This is a genomic window from Novosphingobium sp. SG751A (assembly GCF_013149295.1).
Classification (GTDB): Bacteria; Pseudomonadota; Alphaproteobacteria; order Sphingomonadales; family Sphingomonadaceae; genus Novosphingobium.
This window is the reverse complement of the sequence record NZ_JABGCB010000009.1, coordinates 226,197-249,199: the sequence shown is the minus strand read 5'-3', so window position 1 is coordinate 249,199 and position 23,003 is coordinate 226,197. Positions and strand designations below refer to the sequence as shown.

18 protein-coding genes and 1 pseudogene are annotated in these 23,003 nt (G+C 63.8%); 6 read left to right on the top strand and 13 right to left on the bottom strand.

Features of this window, described 5'->3' with window-relative positions; all coding sequences use genetic code 11:
- Positions 1-165: pseudogene (locus tag FHW96_RS14365) on the top strand (bifunctional D-altronate/D-mannonate dehydratase); the annotation flags it as partial.
- A gap of 58 nt (positions 166-223) precedes the next feature.
- On the opposite strand, the gene FHW96_RS14360 reads toward FHW96_RS14365, so the two are convergent.
- Genes FHW96_RS14360 through FHW96_RS14345 form a run of 4 tightly spaced genes read right to left on the bottom strand, consistent with a single transcriptional unit; the run spans position 224 to position 4,431 of the window.
- The gene (locus tag FHW96_RS14360; protein WP_172341259.1) at positions 224-1,636 is read right to left on the bottom strand and encodes a sugar porter family MFS transporter; all 1,413 of its coding nucleotides are present in this window, start codon (positions 1,634-1,636) and stop codon (positions 224-226) included.
- 19 nt (positions 1,637-1,655) lie between these two features.
- Complete coding sequence (locus FHW96_RS14355; protein ID WP_172341258.1) at positions 1,656-2,513, bottom strand: SMP-30/gluconolactonase/LRE family protein; 858 nt, start codon at positions 2,511-2,513, stop codon at positions 1,656-1,658.
- On the bottom strand, positions 2,513-3,304 hold the full coding sequence (locus tag FHW96_RS14350) for an SDR family NAD(P)-dependent oxidoreductase (RefSeq protein ID WP_172341257.1): 792 nt from the start codon (positions 3,302-3,304) through the stop codon (positions 2,513-2,515). The genes FHW96_RS14355 and FHW96_RS14350 overlap by 1 nt, the downstream gene beginning before the upstream one ends.
- Positions 3,301-4,431 carry a fumarylacetoacetate hydrolase family protein gene (locus FHW96_RS14345; RefSeq protein WP_172341256.1) on the bottom strand — a complete coding sequence of 377 codons (1,131 nt, stop codon included), beginning with the start codon at positions 4,429-4,431 and terminating at the stop codon, positions 3,301-3,303. Before FHW96_RS14345 ends, FHW96_RS14350 begins: the two co-directional genes overlap by 4 nt.
- A 175-nt stretch (positions 4,432-4,606) precedes the next feature.
- Between FHW96_RS14345 and FHW96_RS14340 the strand changes: the two genes are divergently transcribed.
- Positions 4,607-6,385 (top strand): IlvD/Edd family dehydratase, encoded by a 1,779-nt coding sequence (locus FHW96_RS14340; protein WP_172341255.1) that lies wholly within the window; start codon positions 4,607-4,609, stop codon positions 6,383-6,385.
- A 52-nt stretch (positions 6,386-6,437) separates the two neighbouring features.
- Here the strand turns inward: FHW96_RS14340 and FHW96_RS26235 are convergent, their stop codons facing one another.
- The 5 genes from FHW96_RS26235 to gtdA form a co-directional block, all read right to left on the bottom strand.
- The gene (locus tag FHW96_RS26235) at positions 6,438-7,199 is read right to left on the bottom strand and encodes a sulfatase-like hydrolase/transferase (RefSeq protein ID WP_371815719.1); all 762 of its coding nucleotides are present in this window, start codon (positions 7,197-7,199) and stop codon (positions 6,438-6,440) included.
- A 211-nt stretch (positions 7,200-7,410) separates the two neighbouring features.
- A complete protein-coding gene (locus tag FHW96_RS26230) occupies positions 7,411-7,677 on the bottom strand; it encodes a sulfatase-like hydrolase/transferase (protein ID WP_253950960.1) in 267 nt (88 codons plus the stop codon).
- Between the two features lie 17 nt (positions 7,678-7,694).
- Positions 7,695-8,321: a maleylacetoacetate isomerase gene (gene maiA, locus FHW96_RS14330; protein WP_172341254.1), complete on the bottom strand. Its 627-nt coding sequence runs from the start codon at positions 8,319-8,321 to the stop codon at positions 7,695-7,697.
- Positions 8,314-9,009: a fumarylacetoacetate hydrolase family protein gene (locus FHW96_RS14325; RefSeq protein WP_172341253.1), complete on the bottom strand. Its 696-nt coding sequence runs from the start codon at positions 9,007-9,009 to the stop codon at positions 8,314-8,316. Before FHW96_RS14325 ends, maiA begins: the two co-directional genes overlap by 8 nt.
- A 1-nt stretch (position 9,010) precedes the next feature.
- Positions 9,011-10,057, bottom strand: a complete 1,047-nt coding sequence (gtdA, locus tag FHW96_RS14320) for a gentisate 1,2-dioxygenase (protein ID WP_172341252.1) — start codon at positions 10,055-10,057, stop codon at positions 9,011-9,013.
- 264 nt (positions 10,058-10,321) lie between these two features.
- Here gtdA and FHW96_RS14315 point away from each other — a divergent pair, with 264 nt between their 5' ends.
- Positions 10,322-11,305 carry a LacI family DNA-binding transcriptional regulator gene (locus FHW96_RS14315; RefSeq protein WP_172341251.1) on the top strand — a complete coding sequence of 328 codons (984 nt, stop codon included), beginning with the start codon at positions 10,322-10,324 and terminating at the stop codon, positions 11,303-11,305.
- A 16-nt stretch (positions 11,306-11,321) separates the two neighbouring features.
- On the opposite strand, the gene FHW96_RS14310 is transcribed toward FHW96_RS14315, so the two are convergent.
- Genes FHW96_RS14310 through FHW96_RS14300 form a run of 3 tightly spaced genes read right to left on the bottom strand, consistent with a single transcriptional unit; the run spans position 11,322 to position 16,559 of the window.
- A complete protein-coding gene (locus tag FHW96_RS14310) occupies positions 11,322-12,641 on the bottom strand; it encodes an MFS transporter (protein WP_172341250.1) in 1,320 nt (439 codons plus the stop codon).
- 28 nt (positions 12,642-12,669) lie between these two features.
- Positions 12,670-14,139, bottom strand: coding sequence for a DUF1593 domain-containing protein (locus FHW96_RS14305; protein WP_253950959.1), 1,470 nt, complete (start codon positions 14,137-14,139; stop codon positions 12,670-12,672).
- A 23-nt stretch (positions 14,140-14,162) separates the two neighbouring features.
- Complete coding sequence (locus tag FHW96_RS14300; protein WP_172341248.1) at positions 14,163-16,559, bottom strand: TonB-dependent receptor; 2,397 nt, start codon at positions 16,557-16,559, stop codon at positions 14,163-14,165.
- A gap of 375 nt (positions 16,560-16,934) precedes the next feature.
- Here FHW96_RS14300 and FHW96_RS14295 point away from each other — a divergent pair, with 375 nt between their 5' ends.
- Positions 16,935-19,016: a beta-glucosidase gene (locus FHW96_RS14295; RefSeq protein ID WP_172341247.1), complete on the top strand. Its 2,082-nt coding sequence runs from the start codon at positions 16,935-16,937 to the stop codon at positions 19,014-19,016.
- Between the two features lie 369 nt (positions 19,017-19,385).
- Positions 19,386-20,372, top strand: coding sequence for a serine O-acetyltransferase EpsC (gene epsC / locus FHW96_RS14290; protein ID WP_172341246.1), 987 nt, complete (start codon positions 19,386-19,388; stop codon positions 20,370-20,372).
- 43 nt (positions 20,373-20,415) lie between these two features.
- Here epsC and FHW96_RS14285 read toward each other — a convergent pair whose 3' ends face one another.
- Positions 20,416-21,426 carry a LysR substrate-binding domain-containing protein gene (locus FHW96_RS14285; RefSeq protein ID WP_172341245.1) on the bottom strand — a complete coding sequence of 337 codons (1,011 nt, stop codon included), beginning with the start codon at positions 21,424-21,426 and terminating at the stop codon, positions 20,416-20,418.
- Positions 21,427-21,687: 261 nt separating this feature from the next.
- Between FHW96_RS14285 and FHW96_RS14280 the strand changes: the two genes are divergently transcribed.
- On the top strand, positions 21,688-22,449 hold the full coding sequence (locus FHW96_RS14280; protein ID WP_172341244.1) for a hypothetical protein: 762 nt from the start codon (positions 21,688-21,690) through the stop codon (positions 22,447-22,449).
- Positions 22,450-23,003 lie beyond the last annotated feature (554 nt).

Here is a 23,003-nt window from a genome sequence, read left to right as displayed (position 1 = left end):
GAGGTTTTCCCACACGACTACACCTTCGACAAGGGCATGCTCTATGTCGGCGACACGCCGGGCCACGGCGTCGACATCGACGAAACACTCGCCGCCAAGTATCCCTACAAGCCCGCATACCTCCCCGTCGCAAGACTCGAAGATGGTACCATGTGGAATTGGTAAGGCCGATAGGCATCATCAGTCATAAAGAAACGGGGGCCGCCAAGCCCCCGTTTTTCGTTCATCCCTGCATCTGCTCCAGACTGACGCCCTTTGTCTCGCGCACCATGGCGCGGACAAAGAAGAAGGACGCCGCCGCCGCCAGCGCATAGCCGGTATAGGCCACCGCCAGCCCCGGCGAGACGACCAGCGCGGGGAAGCTGACCGAGATGGCCGCATTGGCGATCCATTGGGCAAAGCCCGAAACCGCCAGCCCCGAGCCACGGATCTGATTGGGGAACATTTCGCCCAGCATGACCCACATGATCGGACCCCAGCTCATGTTGAAAAACACGACATAGGCATTGGCCGCCAGGAGCGCGATCACGCCATTATGCCCCGGCAGGCTGACCGAGCCGTCGGCGCCGTGGATCGCGGTGGAAAAGGCCCATGCCACGACGCCCAGCGTAACCGCCATACCCGCCGAACCGACCAGCAGCAGCGGCTTGCGCCCCACCCGGTCGACCAGCAGCAGCGTAGCGAGGCAACCCGCAATCGAGACTACACCCGACAAGATGTTGATCTGCAAGGAATAGCTTTCCGAGAAGCCCACCGCCTGCCACAGCGTTGCGCCGTAATAGAACACCACGTTGATGCCCACGAGTTGCTGAAACACGGCAAGACCAATACCGGTCCACACGATGGGGCGGATACGCCCGGTGGCTTTGTCGATCAGATCGGACAGGCGCGGGCGGTGGTGGTCGGCGGCAAGGCTGGCGCGGATTTCGGCCACCATGCGGCGCGCCACATCCCCATCGAACAGGCGGGTCAGCACGGCTTGCGCGCCCGCATCATCGCCCTGCGCAACAAGGTAACGCGGGCTTTCGGGAATGAACATCAGCGCGACGAAATAGATCGCGGCAGGCAAAGCCTGAAGCCAGAACATCCAGCGCCACGCAGGTTGATCGGCCCACAGGATCGCGGTGGAATCGCCCGCCACCTGCGCAAGGATGTAGTTGACCACAAAGGCGCCCGTCAGGCCGGTGATGATCATCACCTGCTGTACGCTGGAGAGGCGGCCGCGCACATGGGCGGGCACGACTTCGGAGATATAGACCGGCGAAATGACGCTGGCCGCGCCCACGCCAAGGCCGCCGATGATGCGCGCCAGAATGAACACCAGCGACGAACCCGCCGCCCCGGCGATCAGCGCGCTGATCAGAAACAGCACGGCAGCCAGTTTCATCACCCCGCGCCGTCCGATCCGGTCGGCAAGACGCCCCGCGCCAAACGCGCCCACCGAGGAGCCGACAAGGATCGCGCCGACATTGATGCCGATGCCCACCTTGCCAAGGTCGAAGGCGGCCTCCAGCCCCTTTTGCGTGCCGTTGATGACGCCTGAATCGTAACCGAACATGAAGCCGCCGATTGTGGCCACCGCCACAATCATGGCGATCAGCCCCGTATTGACGGGACCTTGCGAAGCATCCTGCATCAAACTCTCCCGTAGTTTCTTATACTTGGGCCAAGACGCCCGCCTGCCCCGCCACGCCTGGATCAAAGGCGAACAAGGCGCCTGCCAAAGGTTGCTTGGCGCGCTCCTCTGCCGACAATCCCTTGGCGGCGGTCGTAGCATAGGCGATGCGCAGATCCGGCCCGCCAAAGGCGATCTTGGTGATATTGGCGACGGGCAAGCGGATCGTCTGCATCAAAGCGCCGGACGGATCATAGCGCCGCACGCCCCAGCCCGCGAAGAGGCTGACCCAGACGCAACCCTCGGCATCGACGCAGGGACCATCGGGATAACCCTCGTCAATGTCCGCAAACAGACGGGTGGCGACAACGCGCCCCTCCTCGACCGTGCTGGCCCAGACTTTGCGGCCCAGCGTGTCATTGTGATAGAGCGTGGCGCCATCGGGCGAGAAGGCCGGGCCATTGGTGATCGACACCGGCGGCAGGCCGCTATCGGCGCATCCCGCGCCATCCAGACGATAAAAGCGCCCGGTTTCCGCCGCCTCACCATCGTCCATGGACCCAAGCCAGATTGCGCCATCGCCCGCCACGGTGGCATCGTTCAGGCGATTGCCCGGCAGATGGGCCTCAGGCGCGGCGAGGAGCGAAAAGGCGCCCGTGGCGGGATCAAACCGATGCACGCCGCTCTGCAAACCCGCGATCATGTCGCCGCGCGCGCTGGGCAGCACCCAGCCGACCTGCGCGGGCGCGGCCCAACTGCGTTGCTCACCCGTGGCGGGGGTGAAGCGATGGATCGCCGGCGCCTTGATATCGACGAACCACAGCGCCGCGTCGCGCTCCACCCAGACCGGGCCTTCGCCCAGCGTGGCGCCCAGCGCCCAGACAGATTGCACGGTCATTATCGCCACCCCGCATCGACCCAATATTCATGCCCCGTAATCAGCCGCGCATCGTCCGAAGCCAGAAACAGCGCCAGTGCCGCCACGTCATGCGGCAAGAGGCGGCCATCGAGGCATTGCGCGGCGACGATCTCGGCCTCGCCCTCGGGCGTATACCATTTTTCCTGACGCGGGGTTTTGACATTGCCAGGGATGATGCTGGTGACGCGGATATTGTCGCGGCCCAGCTCGCGCGCCAATCCGCGCGTCATACCCTCGATGGCGGCCTTGGCGGTCTGATAGATCACCAGATCATGGAGGCCCAGATGCCAACTGATCGAGCCGAGGTTGATGATCGCCCCGCCGCCCGAACGCTTCATCGAAGGCACGGCGGCCTGCGCGACAAAGAATTGATGGCGCAGGTTCACCGCCATGCTTTGATCCCAATAGGCGGGGGTGACGTCGGCCACGGAGTGCCGGTCGTCATTGGCGGCATTGTTGACCACCACGTCGATGCCGCCCAGCGCTTCTTCCACCTTTGCCATCATCGACTGAACCGCTCCGATATCGGTCAGGTCGCAGGGGAAGAACACCGGCGCGAAGGCCGCGCCAGTATGAGAATGGGGGGTGTTCAGGCGGGCTGCAACCGCCTTTCCTGCCTCTTCTGCAATGTCGCAGAAAGCCACATGCGCGCCCTGCGCCACAAAGGCTTCGACAAAGCCTTCGCCAATGCCGCTGGCGCCGCCGCTGATGAAAACGCGCTTGCCCGCAAGGCTGGGGTAGATCGCGCGCGCATTGTCAACAGCGCTCATGCTTTCGTTCCCAGCAGACCGCGAGCGGCCAGATTGGCGTAAAACGCGGCAATGCCCTGCGTCCAGGGCTGGGCTTCCTTGCTGGTGACCACGGTGTTGACCAGCTTGCCCAGCTTGGGTGTCGAGATCGTCACGACATCGCCGACTTTATGCGTGAACCCGCGGCCCGGATCGTCGCGGTCCTGCGTGGGGGCAAACAAAGTGCCCAGAAACAGCGTGAAGCCATCGGGATACTGATGCTCGCTCAGCGTCTGGCGCACCAGATCGAGCGGATCGCGGCTGATTTCGCGCATCGAGGAATGGCCCTCAAGGCGATAACCCTCCAGCCCTTCGATCAGCAGATCGACCTCGGCATTGCGCACATCGTCAATCGAAAAGCTGTCGTCGAACAGGCGCACCAGCGGGCCAAGCGAGCAGGACGCGTTATTGTCCTTCGCCTTGCCCAGCAAGAGCGCGCTGCGCCCTTCGATGTCGCGCAGGTTGACGTCATTGCCCAACATCGCGCCCACCGCCTTGCCGCCCGCATCGACCAGCAGCACGACTTCGGGCTCAGGGTTGTTCCATGTGCTGTCGCTGCGCACGCCCACCTCGGCCAGCGCGCCGACCGTGGCCAGCACCGGCGCCTTGGTAAAGACCTCGGCGTAAGGCCCGATGGCGACTTCGAGATATTGCGACCACAGCCCATCGGCGATCAGCAATTCTTTCAGCGCCTCGGCCTCGACCGAACCGGGCACGACCGAGCGTATCGAGCCGCCCACGCGTCCCTCGATACGGGCGCGGATTTCCAGAGCCTTGCTCGAATCGCCGCGCGCGCGCTCCTCTATCACGCGCTCCAGCGTACTGGTGGCAAAGGTCACACCGCAGGCCTTGATGACCTGAAGGTCCACCGGGCTGAGCCATGGCGCATCCAGTTCATCAAGCGGCCCCAGAGCGCGACCCGCCGAGGTGCTCAAAGGCAGGCACTCGACCAGTTCCGATACCGTGGGCGCCACGCCCGACATGTCATAGGCAATGCCGCCCTCCACCAGAATCGGGGTCGGGCCTTCGGGCAATTGCACACGGCCAAGGAAACGGCCGCCGCGCCAATCGGCGGGCAGCAGGGCCGCGAAGGAAGAATTCCCAGACATTTTCTCTCCAGACAGGATTTTCGACACCAAACGCGGGCGCGCGGCGTTGACAAAACTTGATAGCGCTACCATCATGCAAACAGGCTCGCTGTCAAGTGGTTTTGAGCCATGAGGGCGGGAAATCGCTGGCATCGCCCCCGTGGCGCGCTAGAGATTTCCCAAGGGAGAGATACAGATGACCGATAATTCCACCCGCCGCTTCCGTTCGCAGGACTGGTTTGCCGATCCGGCGCGGTCCGACATGGTGGCTCTCTATCTGGAACGCTTCATGAATTACGGGATCACGCCCGATGAACTGCGCTCCGGCCGCCCGATCATCGGCATCGCGCAGAGCGGCAGCGACCTCTCGCCCTGCAACCGTATCCACCTCGATCTGGCCAAGCGGGTGCGCGACGGTATCCGCGATGCGGGCGGAATTTGCATGGAATTTCCGGTCCATCCGATCTTTGAAAACTGCCGCCGCCCCACCGCTGCGCTGGATCGCAATCTGGCCTATCTGGGGCTTGTCGAGATCCTTTATGGCTATCCTATCGACGCGGTGGTGCTGACCACGGGTTGCGACAAGACCACGCCCAGTCAGGTGATGGCGGCCAGCACGGTGGACATTCCCGCCATCGTCCTGTCGGGCGGGCCGATGCTCGATGGCTGGCATGAAGGCGATCTGGTGGGTTCGGGCACGGTGATCTGGCGCAGCCGCCGCAAGCTTGCGGCGGGCGAGATTACCGAGGATGAGTTTTTGCAGCGCGCCTGCGATTCCGCGCCGTCTGCTGGCCATTGCAACACGATGGGCACGGCCTCGACCATGAACGCCGTGGCCGAGGCGCTGGGCCTGTCCCTGCCCGGATGCGCAGCCATTCCCGCGCCCTATCGCGAGCGCGGCCAGATCGCCTATGAAACCGGCCGCCGGATTGTTGAGATGGCCTATGAGGACCTGCGCCCGTCGAAAATCCTGACGCGCGAGAGTTTCCTCAACGCCATCCGCGTGGTGACGGCCATCGGCGGGTCTAGCAATGCCCAGCCCCATATAGTTGCCATGGCGCGCCATGCGGGCGTAGAGATTACCGCCGCCGACTGGATGGAGCATGGCTATGATCTGCCGCTGATCGTCGATATGCAGCCCGCAGGCCGCTTCCTTGGCGAGCGTTTTCACCGCGCGGGCGGTGTGCCTTCGGTGATGTGGGAATTGCTGCAACAGGGCGTGCTGGACGGCGATTGCCTGAGCGTGACGGGCGAGACGGTGGCGGAAAATGTGGGCGCGCGCCCTGCCCGCGACCGCGAAGTGATCCGCCCCTTTGCCGAACCTTTGAAGGAAAAGGCGGGCTTCCTTGTGCTGTCGGGCAATCTGTTCGATTTCGGCATCATGAAGACCAGCGTGATTTCCGAGGAATTCCGGGGCCGATACCTGTCCAACCCCGATGCGCCGGGCACGTTCGAGGCGCGCGCGGTGGTGTTTGAAGGGGGCGACGATTATCACCACCGGATCGACGACCCTGCGCTGAACATCGATGAAAACTGCATCCTCGTCATGCGCGGCGCAGGCCCTCAGGGCTGGCCGGGCAGCGCCGAGGTGGTGAACATGCAGCCCCCTGCCGCGCTGATCCAGCGCGGAGTGCAATGGTTGCCAACGCTGGGCGACGGTCGTCAATCGGGGACTTCGGACAGCCCCTCGATCCTCAATTGCTCGCCCGAAAGCGCGGTGGGCGGCGGGCTGTCATGGCTGCGCACGGGCGACACGATCCGCATCGATGTGGTGAAAGGCACCTGCAACGCGCTGATTTCGGACGAGGAAATCGCGCGTCGTCGGGCCGAGCCCCTGCCCCCGGTTCCGCCCAGCAACACGCCTTGGGAGGAACTCTACCGCGAAAAGACCGGCCAGATGGGCGAAGGGGCTGTGCTGGAAATGGCGGTCAAATATCGGGGCCTTGCCGCGAAAACACCCCGCCACAACCATTGATATATTAGGGCACTGACAAAAAAGGCCGCTGGAGACAGCGGCCTTTTTCGTATCAAAGGTCGAGGATCCTGTCGGGCGCCTCGGGTTTGGGCGCCTGCGGGGCCGTGAAATTGGGCACATCTTGGCTGTTGCGCGTGTCCTGCGGCACGCCTCTGGTGTTGACGTACCAGTTGAGCAGGCGCTGCTGCAATGCGGCCTGATCCTTGGCCACCGCCGTGCTCCCGATCAGATTGCGCGTCTCGCCCGGATCGGCGATGCGGTCGTACAACTCGCTCTGCCCCTGCGGACGGTGGATATAGGTGTGACGCTGTGTGCGAACACTGGCTGCGCGCGAAACCAGCGCAGGCTCCTGCGCCGCCAGTTGCGACTTCATCCTGTACAGCCCGCCCGAAGGCGTGTCGAAGGCCTGCGGTTCGTAAGTGTTGATGCCCGCCTCGGTAAAGGCCGCGCGATTGGGATCACCTGCCTGCCCGTGGATCTGGGGCAAAAGCAAGCGCCCGAACTGCGTACCCCCGGACCGCGCCCCGGCCAGCGAGAGGAAGCTGGGCATGATGTCGAACAATTCGACCATATCCTGCGCCACATGGCCCCCGGCCACGCCCGGCACCCGCCCGATCAGCGGCACATGCGTCAGACAACTCTCCAGCCCGCCATGCCATTTTTCAACCAGCCCATAATCGCCCGCATAATCGCCATGATCCGACCCGACAAACACGGCGGTATCCTTGTCGCGCCCGGTGCGTTCGAGAGCATCGAGCAATTCGCCCAGCAGCCAGTCAGCATAAGACACCTGCCCATAATAGGCGGCACGCACGCGCGCGAAAACCTCCGGCCCGGCCTTGTCCAGACCATAGGCCTGGCGGGATCAGCGCGGGCAGATCATTGGGCTTGTACATCGAGGCGAAATCGGCGGGTGCGCGATAGGGCGGATGGGGCTGGATCAGATAGGAAAAGCCGCGATGGCCGGTGGCACTGGTGGGCAGGCCCGTCAGCATCGAGCAGCGCGAGGCCGCGCAGACCGGATATTACACATGGGCGTTGCGAAACATCGTGCCCGATTTGGCCAGACGGTCGAAATTGGGCGTGCGCGTAAGCAGATTGCCATAGCAGGCCAGCGCATCGGCGCGCAGTTCATCGGGAAAGAACAGGATCAGATTGGGGCGCCAACCGGCGCTGGGAATAGACTCAGCCAAAGAAGCCGCCTGCGCCAGGTCGGCATGAGACAGCACCCCGGTCAGCATTCCGGCGCCGATACCGCCCATGATCCCGCGGCGTGTGAGAGGCATGATCATGGGCGGTATCTTTCGTTTTAGACCGCGTCGGGCTGATTTTCCGGGCGGGCCGCATCAAAGGCGGGCAACGCCAGACAGGCTTCCTCGATGGCCAGCAGGCGCTCGGGGATGTCCTTCACGCCAAAACGGCGCGCGTTGACCAATTGCGGCACAAGGCAGACATCGGCCAAAGTCACCGTATCGCCAAAGCAGAACCGGCCCGCATAAGGCGCGATCAGTGCATCGAAAGCGGCAAAGCCTTCCTCGATCACGCGCGCGGCCCATGCGCTTTCATCGCCGCCAAGCGCCTTCACCCAGCCCAGCACTTTCAGGTTCTGGATCGGATGGGTGTCCACCGCGATCACCTGCGCCGCCGCGCGCACATGGGCGCGCAGGATCGGATCGGTGGGCAGCAGGCGCGGGCCCTCATGGGTCTCATCGAGATATTCGATGATCGCCAGACTTTGCGTCAGCACCGTCCCGTCCACTTCCAGCGCGGGCACCAGCCCTTGCGGATTGAGCGCCAGATAGGCGGGCGAACGATGGGCGCCTTCGCGCAGGCTGTAGCTGACATTGCCATAGGCGATGCCCTTCAGCCCCAGCGCGATGCGCACCCGATAGGATGCGCCCGAGCGGAAAAAGCCGTGCAGCAACGGCTCAGACATCGGCCTTGGGCCCGACCGTAACCGTGCAGGGCGTCAGACCCTCGACCGAGATCACGATCTCGTCGCCCGTCACCACCGCGCCAACGCCAGCGGGCGTGCCGGTGTAGATCAGATCACCCGGTTCCAGACGATAGAAGCGCGAGACATAGGCGATCACCTCGTCCACGCTCCAGATCAGGTCGGCCAGATCGGCGTCCTGCTTGACTTCGCCATTGACGGTCAGGCTGATGCGGCCGGTCTTCAATTCGCCCGTTTCCGAAACCGGATGGATAATGCCCAGCGGGCTGGACTGTTCGACATTCTTGCCGGTGTCCCAGGGGCGGCCCTTGTCGCGCGCTTCAAGCTGAACATCGCGGCGCGTCATGTCGAGGCCGGTGGCATAGCCGTAGACATGCGAAAGCGCGTCGGATTCGGCGATGTTGCGACCGCCCTTGCCGATCGCCACGACCAGTTCGGCCTCATAGTGGAAATTGGCGGTTTCGGGCGGATAGGCGATGGTCGTGCCGCTGGGCACCACGGTTTCGGCCCACTTCGTGAAGAAGAAGGGCGCCTCGCGCGTGGGGTCCTTGCCCATTTCGCGGGCATGGGCGGCATAGTTGCGCCCGATGCAGAACAGACGGCGGACGGGAAAGCCCTTGCCTTCGGTTGTTTCGGCGATGATCAGAGCCGGAGGTGCAAACAGCGTCATCTTACGAGTTCCATTCACGGTAGAGGTTCAATTTTTCCTGGGATGCCTTGTCGGAATAGGCAAACAATACGAGCGTTTCGTCGGCGGCAAGTACCAGTTCGCTCCACGAGGGCACGGCGAAAATGTCGCGTTCGGACAGGTTGATTTCGGTGTCGCCCACCTTGGCGGTGCCGCTGCCCTCGACCACGACGAAGATCGTGCCGTCGCTGGACTTGCGCGGCTTGGTTTCAAAACCGGCGGGGATCAGGCGGACATGGGCGGCGATGGTGGGCATGATCGGCCCGCCATCGGCCGGATTGGTGAATTCCAGCGCATGGCCCATATGCGGGTCGATCTCGCCGCTGGCCGCCAGCGCGTCCAGAGCGGGGCGCCACTGGGCATAGGGATAGTGGAAGAGCGGCTGATGGGCGGGGCGACGATCCGCCGCCGTGCCGCGCATCGGGCGCATATTGTGGCCATAGCGGGCCAGCGTATCGCCCGCAGGCGCGCTTTCGGGGAAAGCTTTGCCGTCATAGTGTTCGGCAAACTGCGCGTCGAACAGGCGGACGGTGGGAATGTCGAGGCCGTCGAGCCAGATCATCGGCTTGTCGCTGGGGTTGCCATGGTCATGCCACTGGCCGCCGGGGGTCAGCACGAGGTCGAAGGGGCGCATGATCGCCTTTTCGCCGTCCAGCGCGGTAAAGGCGCCATCTCCCTCCATCACAAAGCGCAGCGCGCATTGGCTATGGCGGTGGCAGGGCGCGATTTCGCCCGGCAGGATCAGTTGCAGGCCCGCATAGAGGCTGGGCGTGATCGCGGATTGACCGGGCAGGCCGGGGTTTTCCAGGATCAGCACGCGGCGCTCGGCCTTTTCCGCGCTGATAAGGTCGCCTGCGCGCATCAGGTAGTTGCGCGCCTCGTCATAATTCCACCGATGGGCATGGGCCGCAGAGCGCGGAAACGGGCGCACCAGATCGGCCAGAGATTCCCACAGGGGCGTCAGATAGGACGGAGCCATTTCATCATAGAGCGCATGCAACTGGGCCTGCTGCTCATTCGCCAGCGTCATTGTCGAATCCTCTCAACTCGGGAACAGATTTGGCTCTGCACCCTCATCTGGCGAAAAGTGATGGCGCACGCAACAGAAAAATTGTAGCGCTATACCAGAGTTTCGCAATCAAGGGCTTGCGCTCTGCCCCTGCTGTCTCGTAGCGCTGAAACGACAGGGGGCCAAGCAGTTGTCGGCCCGATCACGAATGGACCGATGCCGATCATGTCAAACCCCATCCCCGCCCGGTCCAGACGTTCTCGCCAGAGCATCACTATTCAGTCGGTGGCTGATTCCGCCGGGGTCAGTCCGATGACGGTTTCCCATGTCCTGAACGGCACCAAGAGCGTGCGCGAGGCGACGCGGGCGGCGGTTTTAAAGGCGGTCGAGGAACTCGGCTATGTACCCAATGCCGCCGCACGCTCTTTGGCCAGCGCGCGCAGCCCCCGCATCGGCATCGTCTATCGCAATGCGCAAAACGCGTTTCTCTCGGCCATGCTGGTGGGCGCGCTGAACGCCGCCGCACGCGCGGGCGCCCAGATCATCATCCGCAAATGCGACGATCTGGCCGCCTCCTCCGCGATCGAGGCCGTGGCCTCGCTGGTGCGCAGCGGGGCCAGCGCAATCCTGCTCGCCCCGCCCTATAATGAAATGCTCTCGGGCAGCCCGACCCTTGCCGGGCTTGGTGTGCCGATTGCTGCGATTGCCTGCGGGCGGGCGCTGGAGGATATGGATGTGGTGGGCATTGACGAGCGCGCCGCGGCCATGGACATGACGGACCATCTGCTCGACCGGGGATACAAGCGCATCGGCTTCGTGATGGGTGCCTCGACCCATTCGGCCAGCAAGGCGCGTTTCGAGGGCTATGGCGCGGCGCTGTCGGCGCGGGGGCTGGGGCTGGATCCCACGCTGATCGCGCCGGGCGATTTCACCTTTGAATCGGGCCTGAGCGCGGGCGCGGCCCTGCTCGATCTGGCCAGCCCGCCCGACGCGATCTTTGCCAGCAACGACGATATGGCCGCAGGCGTTGTGCTGGCCGCCCATCGCCGGGGTCTGCGGATACCGCAGGATGTGGCCGTGGCCGGGTTTGACGATGCGCCGATCGCGGTCAAGATCTGGCCCCCGCTGACCACCGTGCGTCAGGACATCGACCTGATGGCCGCGCAGGCCACCGACTGGCTGGTGGCGCGCCACCGCGACGGCGAGGCCGACCGCCCCTTTACCGCCCAGTGGCACCCCTATCAGATCGTCACACGCGAAAGCACCTGATCGTTACTGGCCTGATTTACTGCGATGCAAGGATGCGCCGATAATCGCGCATCCCCATCCAGAGCAGCACCACCGACAGCGGCGAAGCCACCGCGCAAACCAGCGAGATCGCAAGGTTGAGCGACTTGGGATCGTGGAACCAGTAATCGGTGACCAGCGCGATGGCCGTGGGGCCAAGCGCCGCGCCGATCAGGTTGATCGTCAGCATATAGGCCGCCGACATCAGCGCGCGCATCCGGTTGGGCGTCAGTTCCTGAAGCGTGGCAAGACCGCCGCCATAATTGAACCCGGCAAAGAAGTTCATCGTCCCCACCAGCGTCAGCGCCACATAGGGATTGGCCATCAAGGGAAAGCCGATGGTGATCGGCACCAACATGCAGAAGCCGAAAAGCGCGGCCACCAGATTGCCATGCGCTATACCCCGTCGGCGCAGCACCGTGGCGACATAGCCGCCGGTCAGCGCGCCGGTGGTGCCGCACAGAAAGACCACCGGGCCAAGGATCTTGCCCACCGAGGCCGTGGTCCAGCCATAGGTCCGCTCAAAGAAGGCCGGGACCCAGACCGCCGTGCCGTTGCCGACAAGGATCATCAGCGCAAAGCCAAGCATAATACCGATATAGGCCCGGCGACGCGCGCCGATATGGGCAAAAAATTGCGAGAGCGGCGCGCTCGGTTCACGCGCGCCCACGCCCTGACGGGCCGGTTCGCGCAGGGTGAACGTGACCGCCGCCAGCAGAATGCCCGGCAGGCCCAGCAGCAGGAACACCAGTTGCCACCCCTTCATCGCGCCCAAAATCGGCAGGATGATCGAGGCGTTTGGCTGGATATGCGTGAACACCACGCCGCCGATCACCAGCGCCGAGGCATTGCCCAGATAAATGCCGATCTGATAGATCGACATGGCCAGCGGCAGGCGCTCCTTGGGGAAATAATCCGAGAGCAGCGAGAGGGCGGAAGGCGTCAGCCCGCCCTCGCCCGCGCCAACGCCCACGCGGGCGGCAAACAGCATGGTAAAGCTGCGCGCCAGACCGCAGAGGCTGGTGGCCACGCTCCACACGAAAATCGCGCCCGCCACGATGTTGCGCCGGTTCGAGCGATCCGCCAGACGCGCAATCGGCAGGCCCACCGCAATGTAGAACAGCGTGAAGGACAGGCCGTAAAGCAGGCTGATCGCGGTATCGGAAATGCCCAGATCCTGCTTGATCGGCTGGACCAGCAGGGCCAGCGCCTGACGGTCGACAAAGGCCAGCGTATTGGCCAGCATCAGCACAATGGCCACCCACCATGCGCGGCCCGCCGAGGGCCAAGGGGTGGAAGATTGCTCCTGGGTTTGCATCTTGGTCTGCTTTTCCAAAAAGTTGGGCCTATTGCGCCGGTTTTGCCGCCGCGACTGGTAGAACGGAGATTATAATACGTCGATAGGCCAGCATCGCGGGCGCGCCGCGGTCGGACAGTTCGAGGATGATGTGCAGATCTCGCGGGGCGTTGACCATGGGCAGCGTGATCGCCGTGGCCATGGCATCGGGCGCGGCGATGGCGGCCGGGGCCTGCGGCGGGATACCGCCGACATCGCGATATTGCCACCAATGGGCGCTGAGCGCATCGCCATCAGGATCGCGCGAGAGGCCCGCATCGAGGCGGATGGTTTCGCCCGCCCGCGCCGTGATGCGCAAGGGAGCGCGGCCCGTCTCACCGTTGACCACCGCCACGGGCGCATGGTTGGCCTTCGCGCGATCAGGCGTCAGCGTCCATGCCATGCGCGCGGCAAAGTCATTCTGAAACGCGCCGCGCCAGCGATAGATCGTGGCCTGATTGCCCGCATAAAGCACGCCGTCGCGGGTGAACACATCCTTGGTGTCGGCATAGAGTCCTGCCCCCGGAGCCGCCGCCATATAGCGCCCGCCCCACGAACCCCAATCGGGCCTTTCGGGATCGGACAGTCCGTTGGGGATCATATAGAGCAGCGAGGGCGTATCCCCCTCCATGATGAAGGCGGGCAAGGGATAGAGCGCGCCCAAGGGGCCACGGCGGATATTGGTCTCCAGCCATGGGTCCATCACCTTGTCGCGGTCGGGCCATTGCTCGGCGCTGCGGCGGTCGCCGGAAATGCCGACCCACGCGGCCATGTTATACTGGCCCCAGCCGTGGATGCTGGCGATCCAGAACAGCGAAGGGAAATTCTGGCGCGCCCATGGCCCGGCGTCATCCTGATCGGAGATCGAATAGACGCGCAGTTTGCTCAGGAAGCGGGCCTGATCGGCGGGGCTGCGCGTGGCGCGGATATGCCAGAGGGCCTGCGCCAGATCGGTGACGCCACTCCATGCCAGAACCCAAAGCGGGCGCTCGGCGCTGCTGGCGTCCACGGCGGCGATGATGGCGGCGCTGGCCTTGGTGTCATGGCCGCGCCCCACGCCCTTCATGCCATAGAGCGGCGCGCCCGCAATACGGCGCTGGCGCAAAGTGTCGGGCGATGGATAACCATCGGCGTGATGGACCAGATTGGGCCAGACCTGCGCATAGGCGTCGAGGCGCTGGTCGATCAGGTCGGTACGCACACGGTCGCGCTGCCACGTCGAGGTGGTGGCGACGATCGCGGCAATGTCGAATTCATTGGCGTAGAGCAGCAGGCGGACGAGGCTTTCGGAATCGTCTGGCTCATTGCCAATATCGGTCAGGATCAGGATGCGTGGTTTGACTGGAGCCGACGCTGCGATTTTGGCTGGGGCCGCCAAGGCGGCCTGCGCTGGATGGGGCAGCAGGCCAAAAGCGGCCAGCCCCAGCCAAAACCGTCTGCGCGCCGGGAGGGAAAACCCGGCGCGCAGGAGGGAAACCAAGGGCGAAAGACCGCCCCGCCGCATCAGAAACGGAAGCCTACAGTCGCGCCGAAGTAGCGGCGCGAGTCCTTGTTGAAATTGGCCCACAGATCGCCCGAATTGGTCGTGTTAGCCAGCAGCGTGCCGTGGTTGAGCTGGGTGTAATAGTTCTGGTTGAACATGTTGCGCACGAACACGGTCGCGCTCCAGCGGTTGTCGGGGCCATGCACGCCGATGCTGCCGTCGACCAGCGCATAGGCGCCCTGGGCCAGCAGCGGGTCCTGATTGAGCGCGAAAATCGTCGAGCTTTGATAATTGAGAGCCATCTGGATGAAGCCCGTCAGATTGCCGAAGTCGCGTTCATAGCGCGGCGTGATGCCAAAGCGATAGGCCGGAGTTGCGGGCAGCTTGCCGCCAACAACGTCGATGATCGCGCTCGACGTACTGGTGACGCCGCCGGTCGTGGTCTGCTTGAAATAGCAGGTGTTGGAGGGCGTGTTCGACGAATAGGTCGAGAGGCCCGTCTGCGACTGGATCGGGCAGCTCTGGCCCGGCACGTCGATGGTGGCGTCGGTGTAGGAGAAGTTCGCGCCGATGCTCAGGCCCTTGACCGGGCGCAGCGTGGCTTCCACTTCAAAGCCCTGCGAACGCGACTTGCCCGCATTGGCCAGCACGGTGTTGAACGTGCCGGTGGCCACGTCCGTCACCAGCGCCTGCACCTGAAGGTTGGTGAAGTCCGACCGGAAGATCGCGGTGTTGATGTCGAGCAGCCCCCCCGGCGCCGACCACTTCAGGCCCAGTTCGTAGGCATTGACACGCTCGGGGGCCAGACCCGTCTGGGTGGCAAAGTTAGTGCCGATGTCGATATCCAGCGCAAAGGCCTTATAGCCGCGCGTATAGCTGGCATAGGCCTGAAGATTGCGGTTGAATTCGTAACGCAGACCTGCCTTGCCGGTCAGCGCCGAGCCGCTGCGGCGGGTGGTGCCGCTCGACACGACGGTGCCGGGGAAGATCACATCGCTGCTGTTGATCGGGCCATAGTTGGCGCCGGTCACCTTCTGAGCCTCATACTGTTCGCGCAGGCCCACAATCACATGCAGGCCGCCAATGGCGCGCCAGTCGATCTGACCGAAACCGGCGATATTGTCGCCCGCATAGGTGCCGTTCATCGCGGCCGACTGGCTGGCCACCGTGCCCGAGCAGGCAGCGCCGATCGAGGCGCCCGACGAGCAGGTCAGACGGCGGCGCGACTGATAGCGATTGAGGTTGATATGGTTATAGAACACGCCCGCGACATAGGTCAGGTCGCTGTTGCCGTTCGAACCGATGCGCAATTCCTGCGACCAGTTGTTATAGGCCACGTGGTTGAAATTGTCGTTCCACTGCGAATAGGCAAAGGCGCCGACATAGCGATTGGGGTTCGAGGCGATCTGGTCGGGCTCGAACTGGTCCACATCGGTGAAGCGCTGGAACGCGGTGATTGAGGTGACGGTGGCCTTGCCCAGATCGAGGTCGCCCTGAAGCGAGACGATGTTGGTGGTGGTGCGATAATAGCCGTTGCCATCGTTCGACACGGTGCGGTTCGTGGGGCTGGCCGAGATATTGCCCAGCAGCGTCTGCATCGCAGGCGTGGTGATCTTGACCGGCACGCGCGAACAGCAATCAGCGTCCGTGCTGTTCATATCGGCCAGCAGCTTGATCTTGAGATTGCTGGTGGCATCCCATTCCAGCTTGCCGCGCAGGCCCCAACTCTTGGAACCATTGGTGTTGCGGCCGGTGTTGGCGTTATAGATGAAGCCGCCCACGTCATTGTAATAGGCGCTGATGCGGCCCTTGACGTTTTCGGACAGCGGGCCCGACACCGAACCCTTGACGCGATATTCGCCCTTTTCGGCGACGGTGGCGTCAAAATGGCCGGTCAGATGGTTGGTGGGCGCTTCGGTCACGATGTTGATGACGCCGGCGGTCGCGTTCTTGCCGAACAGCGTGCCCTGCGGCCCGCGCAGCACTTCGACGCGCTGAAGATCGGCAAGGTCGGCAAAACCCTGCACCTGACGCGGGGCGACCACACCATCGACCACCACGGCCACCGCCGATTCCACGCCATAGCTGAACAGTTGCGTACCCACGCCGCGGATGCGGAAACTGGAATTGCCCGGACCATTGCCCGCCTGATACGACAGCGCGGGGACGGCGCGGGTCAGGCTGGCGGTGTCGTTGATCTGCTGATTGGCAAGGCTGGCGCCCGACACGGCCGTCACGGCCAGCGGCACGGCCACGAGGCGCTCGGAGCGCTTCTGCGCGGTCACGACGATGTCGCCAGGCACTTCGGCGGGTTCGGCGGCCGGGGCAGCGGGTGCAGCCTGCTGGGCCAGCGCGGGCGTGGCAATGGCCAGCGCCGCGAGGCTGGACAGGGTGAGCAGGTGGATAGACTTGTTCATTCTCGGATACCTCCCGGGGGCGCGTTGGCCGGTGGCGCATCGGGCCGGCGAAGGAGGCTGGTGCCAGCCTCAAAATCCCCATCTCCCAATGCCTTGTTCAGGCTTGTTCTCAGATGCTACGCGGCAATACGTGGATTAGCGCTACACCTTATGAAGCCCTATTCGTGCCGAAACGCGCCGCTGTCAAGAGGGTCATGCGGTATCGGAAAACGGTTTGCCGCGGATCTGCGACCCAAGAACCTCGGAAATCCCTCACATTGCGCGAAATATCCTCGCCTCTCGACAAATTTGACGGCATGGGCTAGCGCAGGTTTAGCGGTATTCATACAGCAATGCCAAATCCCGCCCCAATATGACCCGAGAGGACCTCTGCGAATGACCGCCCCTACCCTGACCCCGCAATCTACTGAAACCCAGCAGACTGTCGCGGCCGAGGTCGAAGCGCTGCTCGCGCAAATGACGCTGGCCGAGAAGGTCGAAATGATGTCGGGGCAAGGGTTTTTCACCGCTTTGCAGGAAGACAATCGCGTATGGGGCGCCCGCCCCTATCGCGCCGGGGGCGGCAATGCGCGGCTGGGCCTTTCGCCTTTGTGGTTCACCGATGGCCCGCGCGGCGTGACGCGGGGCAGCTCCACCTGCTTTCCCTGCACGATGGCGCGCGGGGCCACGTTCGATGCCGATCTCGAACTGCGAATCGGCGAGGCGATGGGGGTCGAGGGCCGCGCGCAGGACTGCAATTTCTCCGGCGCCGTCTGCATCAACCTGCTGCGTCACCCGGCGTGGGGCCGCGCTCAGGAAACCTATGGCGAAGACCCCTGGCATCTGGGCGTGATGGGCGCGGCGATGGGCACGGGCATCCAGACCCACAATATCATCGCCACGGTCAAGCATTTCGCGCTGAACTCGATGGAAAACGCGCGCTTCAAGGTCAATGTGCTGGCCGATGAGCGCGCGCTGCACGAAGTCTATCTGCCGCATTTCAAGCACTGCCTCGATGCGGGCATCGCTACGGTGATGACCTCTTATAACAAGGTGAATGGCGAATATTGCGGTCAGGACCGCGTGCTGCTGACCGAGATTCTGCGCGACGAGTGGAAGTTTGAAGGCTTTGTCCATTCCGACTGGGTGCGCGGGGTTTATAAGGTCTATGGTGCCTCGGCGGGGCTGGACATCGAAAATCCCGAACCTTTGGTGTTTGGCGAAAAGCTGGTCACGGCGGTCGAGGAAGGTCTGGTCGAACCCTATGTGGTGGACCGCGCGTGTCGCCGCATCCTGACCACGCAATTGGCTTTTGCCCGGCGCGCAGATCCGCTGCCTGCCTATGGCAAGGAGTTGATTGCATGTGACGCCCATCGCGCGCTGGCGCTGGAGGCGGCGCGCAAATGTGCGGTGCTGCTGGAAAATGACGGGATGCTGCCGCTGCGCCGCGAAAAGACCCGAAAGCTGGCGGTGCTGGGCGCGCTGGCCGCGCTGGAAAACACCGGCGACAATGGGTCGAGCCGCGTGCGTCCGCCTTATGTCATCACCCCGCTGGCAGGCCTGCGCGCGATGCTGGGCGAAGACGCGGTGCTGCACGCCGATGAAAGCGATCTGGACGCCGCGCGCGCCGCAGCGCAGGCCGCCGATGCGGTGCTGGTCGTAGCGGGCTATACCGCCAAGGAAGAGGGCGAATATATCCTTGGCGACATCGCCCTTGGCGCCGACAAAACGCCGCGCGGCCCCAGCCTTTCGCCCACCCCCATCGGCGGCGACCGCGTGGGCCTGACCCTGCCCGAGGCGCAAGTGGCGTTGATCAAAGCGGCGGCGGCCAGCGGCAAGCCGGTGGTGGTGGCCATCGTCGCCGGTTCGGCGGTGCTGGTCGAGGAATGGCGCGGCGATGTGAACGCCATCCTGATGAGCTTTTACGCAGGCATGGAGAGCGGCACAGCGCTGGCTGAACTGCTGTTTGGCGATACCTGCCCCTCGGGCAAGCTGCCTTTTACGGTGGCGCGCGATGCGGCGCATTACCCCTTCTTCGACCGCGATGCGGACGAGATCACCTATGACCTGTGGCATGGCTATACCAAGCTGGAGCGCGAGCAGATCGCCCCGCGCTATGCCTTCGGCCATGGTCTGTCCTATGCCACCTTTGCCTATGGCGCGTTGAACGCGCGCGTGGCGGGCGATGCGATCGAGGTGTCGGTGGCTGTGCGCAACACCGGCGATGTGGCCGCCGACGAAGTGGTGCAATGCTATATCGGCGCGCCGGGCGTCGAGGCCGAGCGCGCGGTCAAGCAATTGCGCGGCTTTGCCCGCCTGTCGCTGATGCCGGGGGAAACGGCGATTGCACGCTTTACCGTGGCACTCGACACGATGCGCTGGCGTGCCGGTCAAGACTGGCGGCTCGAACGCGGAACCTATCGGGTTTACGCCGGGGGCAGCAGCGCCCATTGCCTCGAAACCACCGTCGAGGTTTGAAACACAAAAGGGGCGTCCAACCGGGCGCCCTCTTTTTTGCCCCCAAGTTTTTCTTATCCTGCGCCAACCAAGTGTTGCTCGATAAATCTCAACTCATTCAGTAGAGCTTTAGACGTCCGGCGGGGTTCTTCCCTCCCTCCCCCGCCGGATCGCGGCTTTTGATCTCCCGTGTCAGCTTGCTCCGCGTCACCAAAGGCTAAAGCGGCACGAGGCTGACGGCGCGCTTTCCGCTCCTTGTCTCGTGCTTTGTTGCACAGATAGGACGATGTGAAATGCCGATTGCCGTATCCCGCCCCCGCCCCGCCCTTCTCCGCCATTCGGCAGGTACGCCCTTGCCGCATCCCTCGTGGCGGCCTACCGGATCATCTCATGACCCACTTTTCCTCGCCGCACGCCAACGGATCAGCGCATCAGAATTCTGGCAACGCCTCGGGCTCTGAACCGCCGCTGGTGGATCTGCCCGCGCTGGCGGACGCTTTGCGCGGGCGGCGGCATCAGTGGCGCGCATCGCAGGACCATGATTCGGCCTATGGCGCGCATGGCTTTCCCTCGCGTCTGGCGCTGGGTCAGATTCTGGACAATCTGGCCTCGGCGCTGTTTCCGATGCGCCTTGGTCCGCGCGGGCTGACGCTGGACACCGAGGACACCTTTGTCATTGCCTCGCTGCGCCGCGCGCTGCCCGATCTGGCGGCGCAGATCCGCATGGAACTGCACGCGGGGCGCGCCCAGAACGAGGCCGAAATCCATGCGCAGGCCAATGCCATTGTCGCCACGCTGGCCGATAGCCTGCCCGAAGTGCGCCGTCTGCTCGACACCGATCTGGAGGCTGCCTTTGCCGGCGATCCGGCCGCGCGCACGGTGGACGAAGTGCTGCTCTGCTATCCCTCGCTGACCGCGATGCTGCATTATCGCATCGCCCATGTGCTCTATCGCCAGGGCGCGCCGCTGGTCGCGCGGATCATCACCGAAATCGCCCATTCGCGCACCGGCATCGACATTCACCCCGGCGCGACCATCGACGAGAGCTTCTTCATCGACCACGGCACCGGCGTGGTCATCGGCCAGACCGCGATCATCGGCAAACGGGTGCGCCTTTATCAGGCCGTCACGCTGGGCGCGCGCAGCTTTGCCTCGGATGACAATGGGCATTTGATCAACACGCCGCGCCATCCGGTGATCGAGGATGATGTGGTGATCTATGCGGGCGCCACGATCCTTGGCCGCATCACCATCGGCGCGGGCAGCGCGATTGGCGGCAATGTCTGGCTGACCCGCTCGGTCGCGCCCCGCAGCGTGGTGCGGCAGGGCACGCCGAGCATTTCGATTGAAACCGATCCGCTGGCCAACTGGCCCTGAACCACAGACGGCACCGGCCCCGACGCGGGCCGGTGCCCCTGCCTTATGCCGCGACAGGCTGCGGCCTTGCGCCCCAATCGAAATGCAGATCGCCCCGCTCGGCAAAGCAGGCCAGATTGCCCGCCAGCGGCGGCATCGGACGCGCGCCGGTCAGCACCTTTTGCGGCACATGCGGCGCCAGCATCCGCACCAGACTATAGGCATAGTTGCGCAGCAGCGAGCCTTTGAGCAACGCGACCTTGGTGCTGGAACGGGGAAACAGGCGATGCGACTGGGGCAGGACCTTGAGGCCATCGCTTTGCCCGTTGATCATCGCCATCTGCGCGACAATGCCCACCCCCATGCCCAACCGCACATAGGTCTTGATCACATCAGCATCCATTGCCGTCAGCCGCAGATCGGGCTTCAGACCCGCCGCCTCGAACGCGTCGACCACCGCCGAACCGCCCGCGAAATCGCGGCTGTAGGTGATCAGTGGAAAAGCCGCGATGTCGGCCATCGTCGGCGCGGACAGGCGCGAGAGCGGATGGCCTTCGGGCACCACCACCACATGGTCCCAATCGAAACAGGTGAAGGTGGACAGGTCCGACACCTCGTCCAACGCCTGCGTCGCCAGCCCCAGATCGGCCTCGCCGCGCAGCAGCATGTCCGAAACATAGCGCGGTGTGCCCTGGCGGATCTCGACCTCGACATCGGGAAATTCGCGGGCAAAGCGCAAAAGTACCGGGGGCAGCACATAGGAGGCCTGATTATGCGTCGCCGCAATCGTCAACCGCCCCTTGTCCTGCGCCACGAACTGGGCCGACAGGCGCTTGAGATTATCCGCCTCGTGAAGCAGGCGATCGACCACCTCGGCCACATGCCCTCCCGCCTTGGTCAGACCCACAAGCCTTTTGCCCCGGCGCACAAAAATGTCGATGCCCAGTTCCGCCTCCAGATCGCGGATCTGTTTGCTGACCCCCGATTGCGAGGTGAAGAGCTGATTGGCCACCTCGGTCAGATTGAGATCATTGTGCAAGGCGGCCCGCACATAGCGCAATTGCTGGAAATTCATGCGGCCCCCTGATTGTGCCTGGATTATGTCAACTCATTTACTTGAGTAATCCGCATAAGGGCAAACAACATAGTCTTGGGCGCGTTGCAGATCATCTTTGCCGGTCAGGGAAGGAGGGGAAAGTGGTGCACCCGACGGGACCTCATTTAGCATTTTAAATCATATATTTGGAACGGATAAGGGCCAAAACCGCCCCGACGCGTTTCTGCGGGTTTCCGCGAAAAATGGCGAACCGTTTTCCGGCCGAGTTGGACCCCTCGCATGAGCGCCTATCCCATCGGCGACCTGGTAGGCTGGCAGGTCGAGGCGCTGAAAAAGGGTGGACGGGTCGCCGACCGCGTCCGCCGTGAAAGCTATGATGAAAACGACCGGCGCGCACGGATCTTTCGGCCGATCTGCGGCGGGCGCACCGCCGATGCCCTGCGCTGGCGCGACAAGCTGATCCAGGTCGCGCGCGAATATAACACGCTGCACAAACGCAAGGGCGAACGCGAAGGCCCACTGGGCAGCAATGGCCTTTGGGTGCTGGAGGTTTTGCTTTCACTGGTTGATTTTGCCTCGGGCCGCTGCGAACCCGCGCTCAACACGATCTGCACCAAGGCCAAGCTCGCCCGCGCCACGGTCGTGCGCGCGATCGACGCCTTGCAGGACCACGGCTTCCTGCAAAAGGTGCGCCGCACACGGAAAACCGGTCTCGCCCCGACCGAAGGCCCGCAGCGTCAACAGATCAGCAACGCCTATGCCTTTGCGGTGGCCCTGAAGGAAAAGGTGCGCAAGCGCTTCCAGCAACTCGTGGGCGGCCGCAAGCGCGCGCAGGAAATCCGCGAGGCCAAAGAACAAGAGGCGCAAGCCCGCGCCGAGGCTCTGGCCGCCCCCACCTCACGCCTGGGCAGCATGCTCCTGCCCGATGATCCCAAACTGGCGCGGGAACTCGACCGCCTCGGCGCCCACTTCGAGGCCCAGACTGCGAGTTCAGCCACTAGGGAGTACCCCGCCCTAGAATCTAAAGGGGAAAAGGAATGATGCAGCTTGAGGCTGCATCATACGTCATTGGACGATAAAGTGTGCGCGGACAGGTCAAATTCTACCCCTACGGCGGCGCAAACGGCACCGTCGAACGGAGCGGCATGGCCGCTCCTGGGCTTCCCAGAGGGGAAGCGGGCAAAGTTTGCGCCAGTCCGGCGGGCGTTACCGGCGCGGAGAGGCTCTGCGCACAAAAACGCACAGGTGGCTTGCACCGGCCATCACATCGAAATGTGCGGATTTCGGGCATTTCCGGCCGCACGAACGCCGCCCATTATGCACATTTTTCGATGAAAAAGGCGAAAGCGAGGCGTGGGGGCGAGGGCGTTTGAGCACATGAGGCAGCGCAGCGCGCTCCCCTGCACCCAATAGCGCGCCAGCCCTCGACATCACCCCCGCCCGGTTACGCTGTCCAGTCTGACCAGCACAGCGTCCAAGGCGCCCGACCACGAACAATTGCCGTCTGATCTCACGAAAAGAGTCGCCGCGCTGCGGCTAATGCCCACGTCAAAATTGAATAGTCCGCCGCCGAAAGCACTTGGCGTCATCTGGTC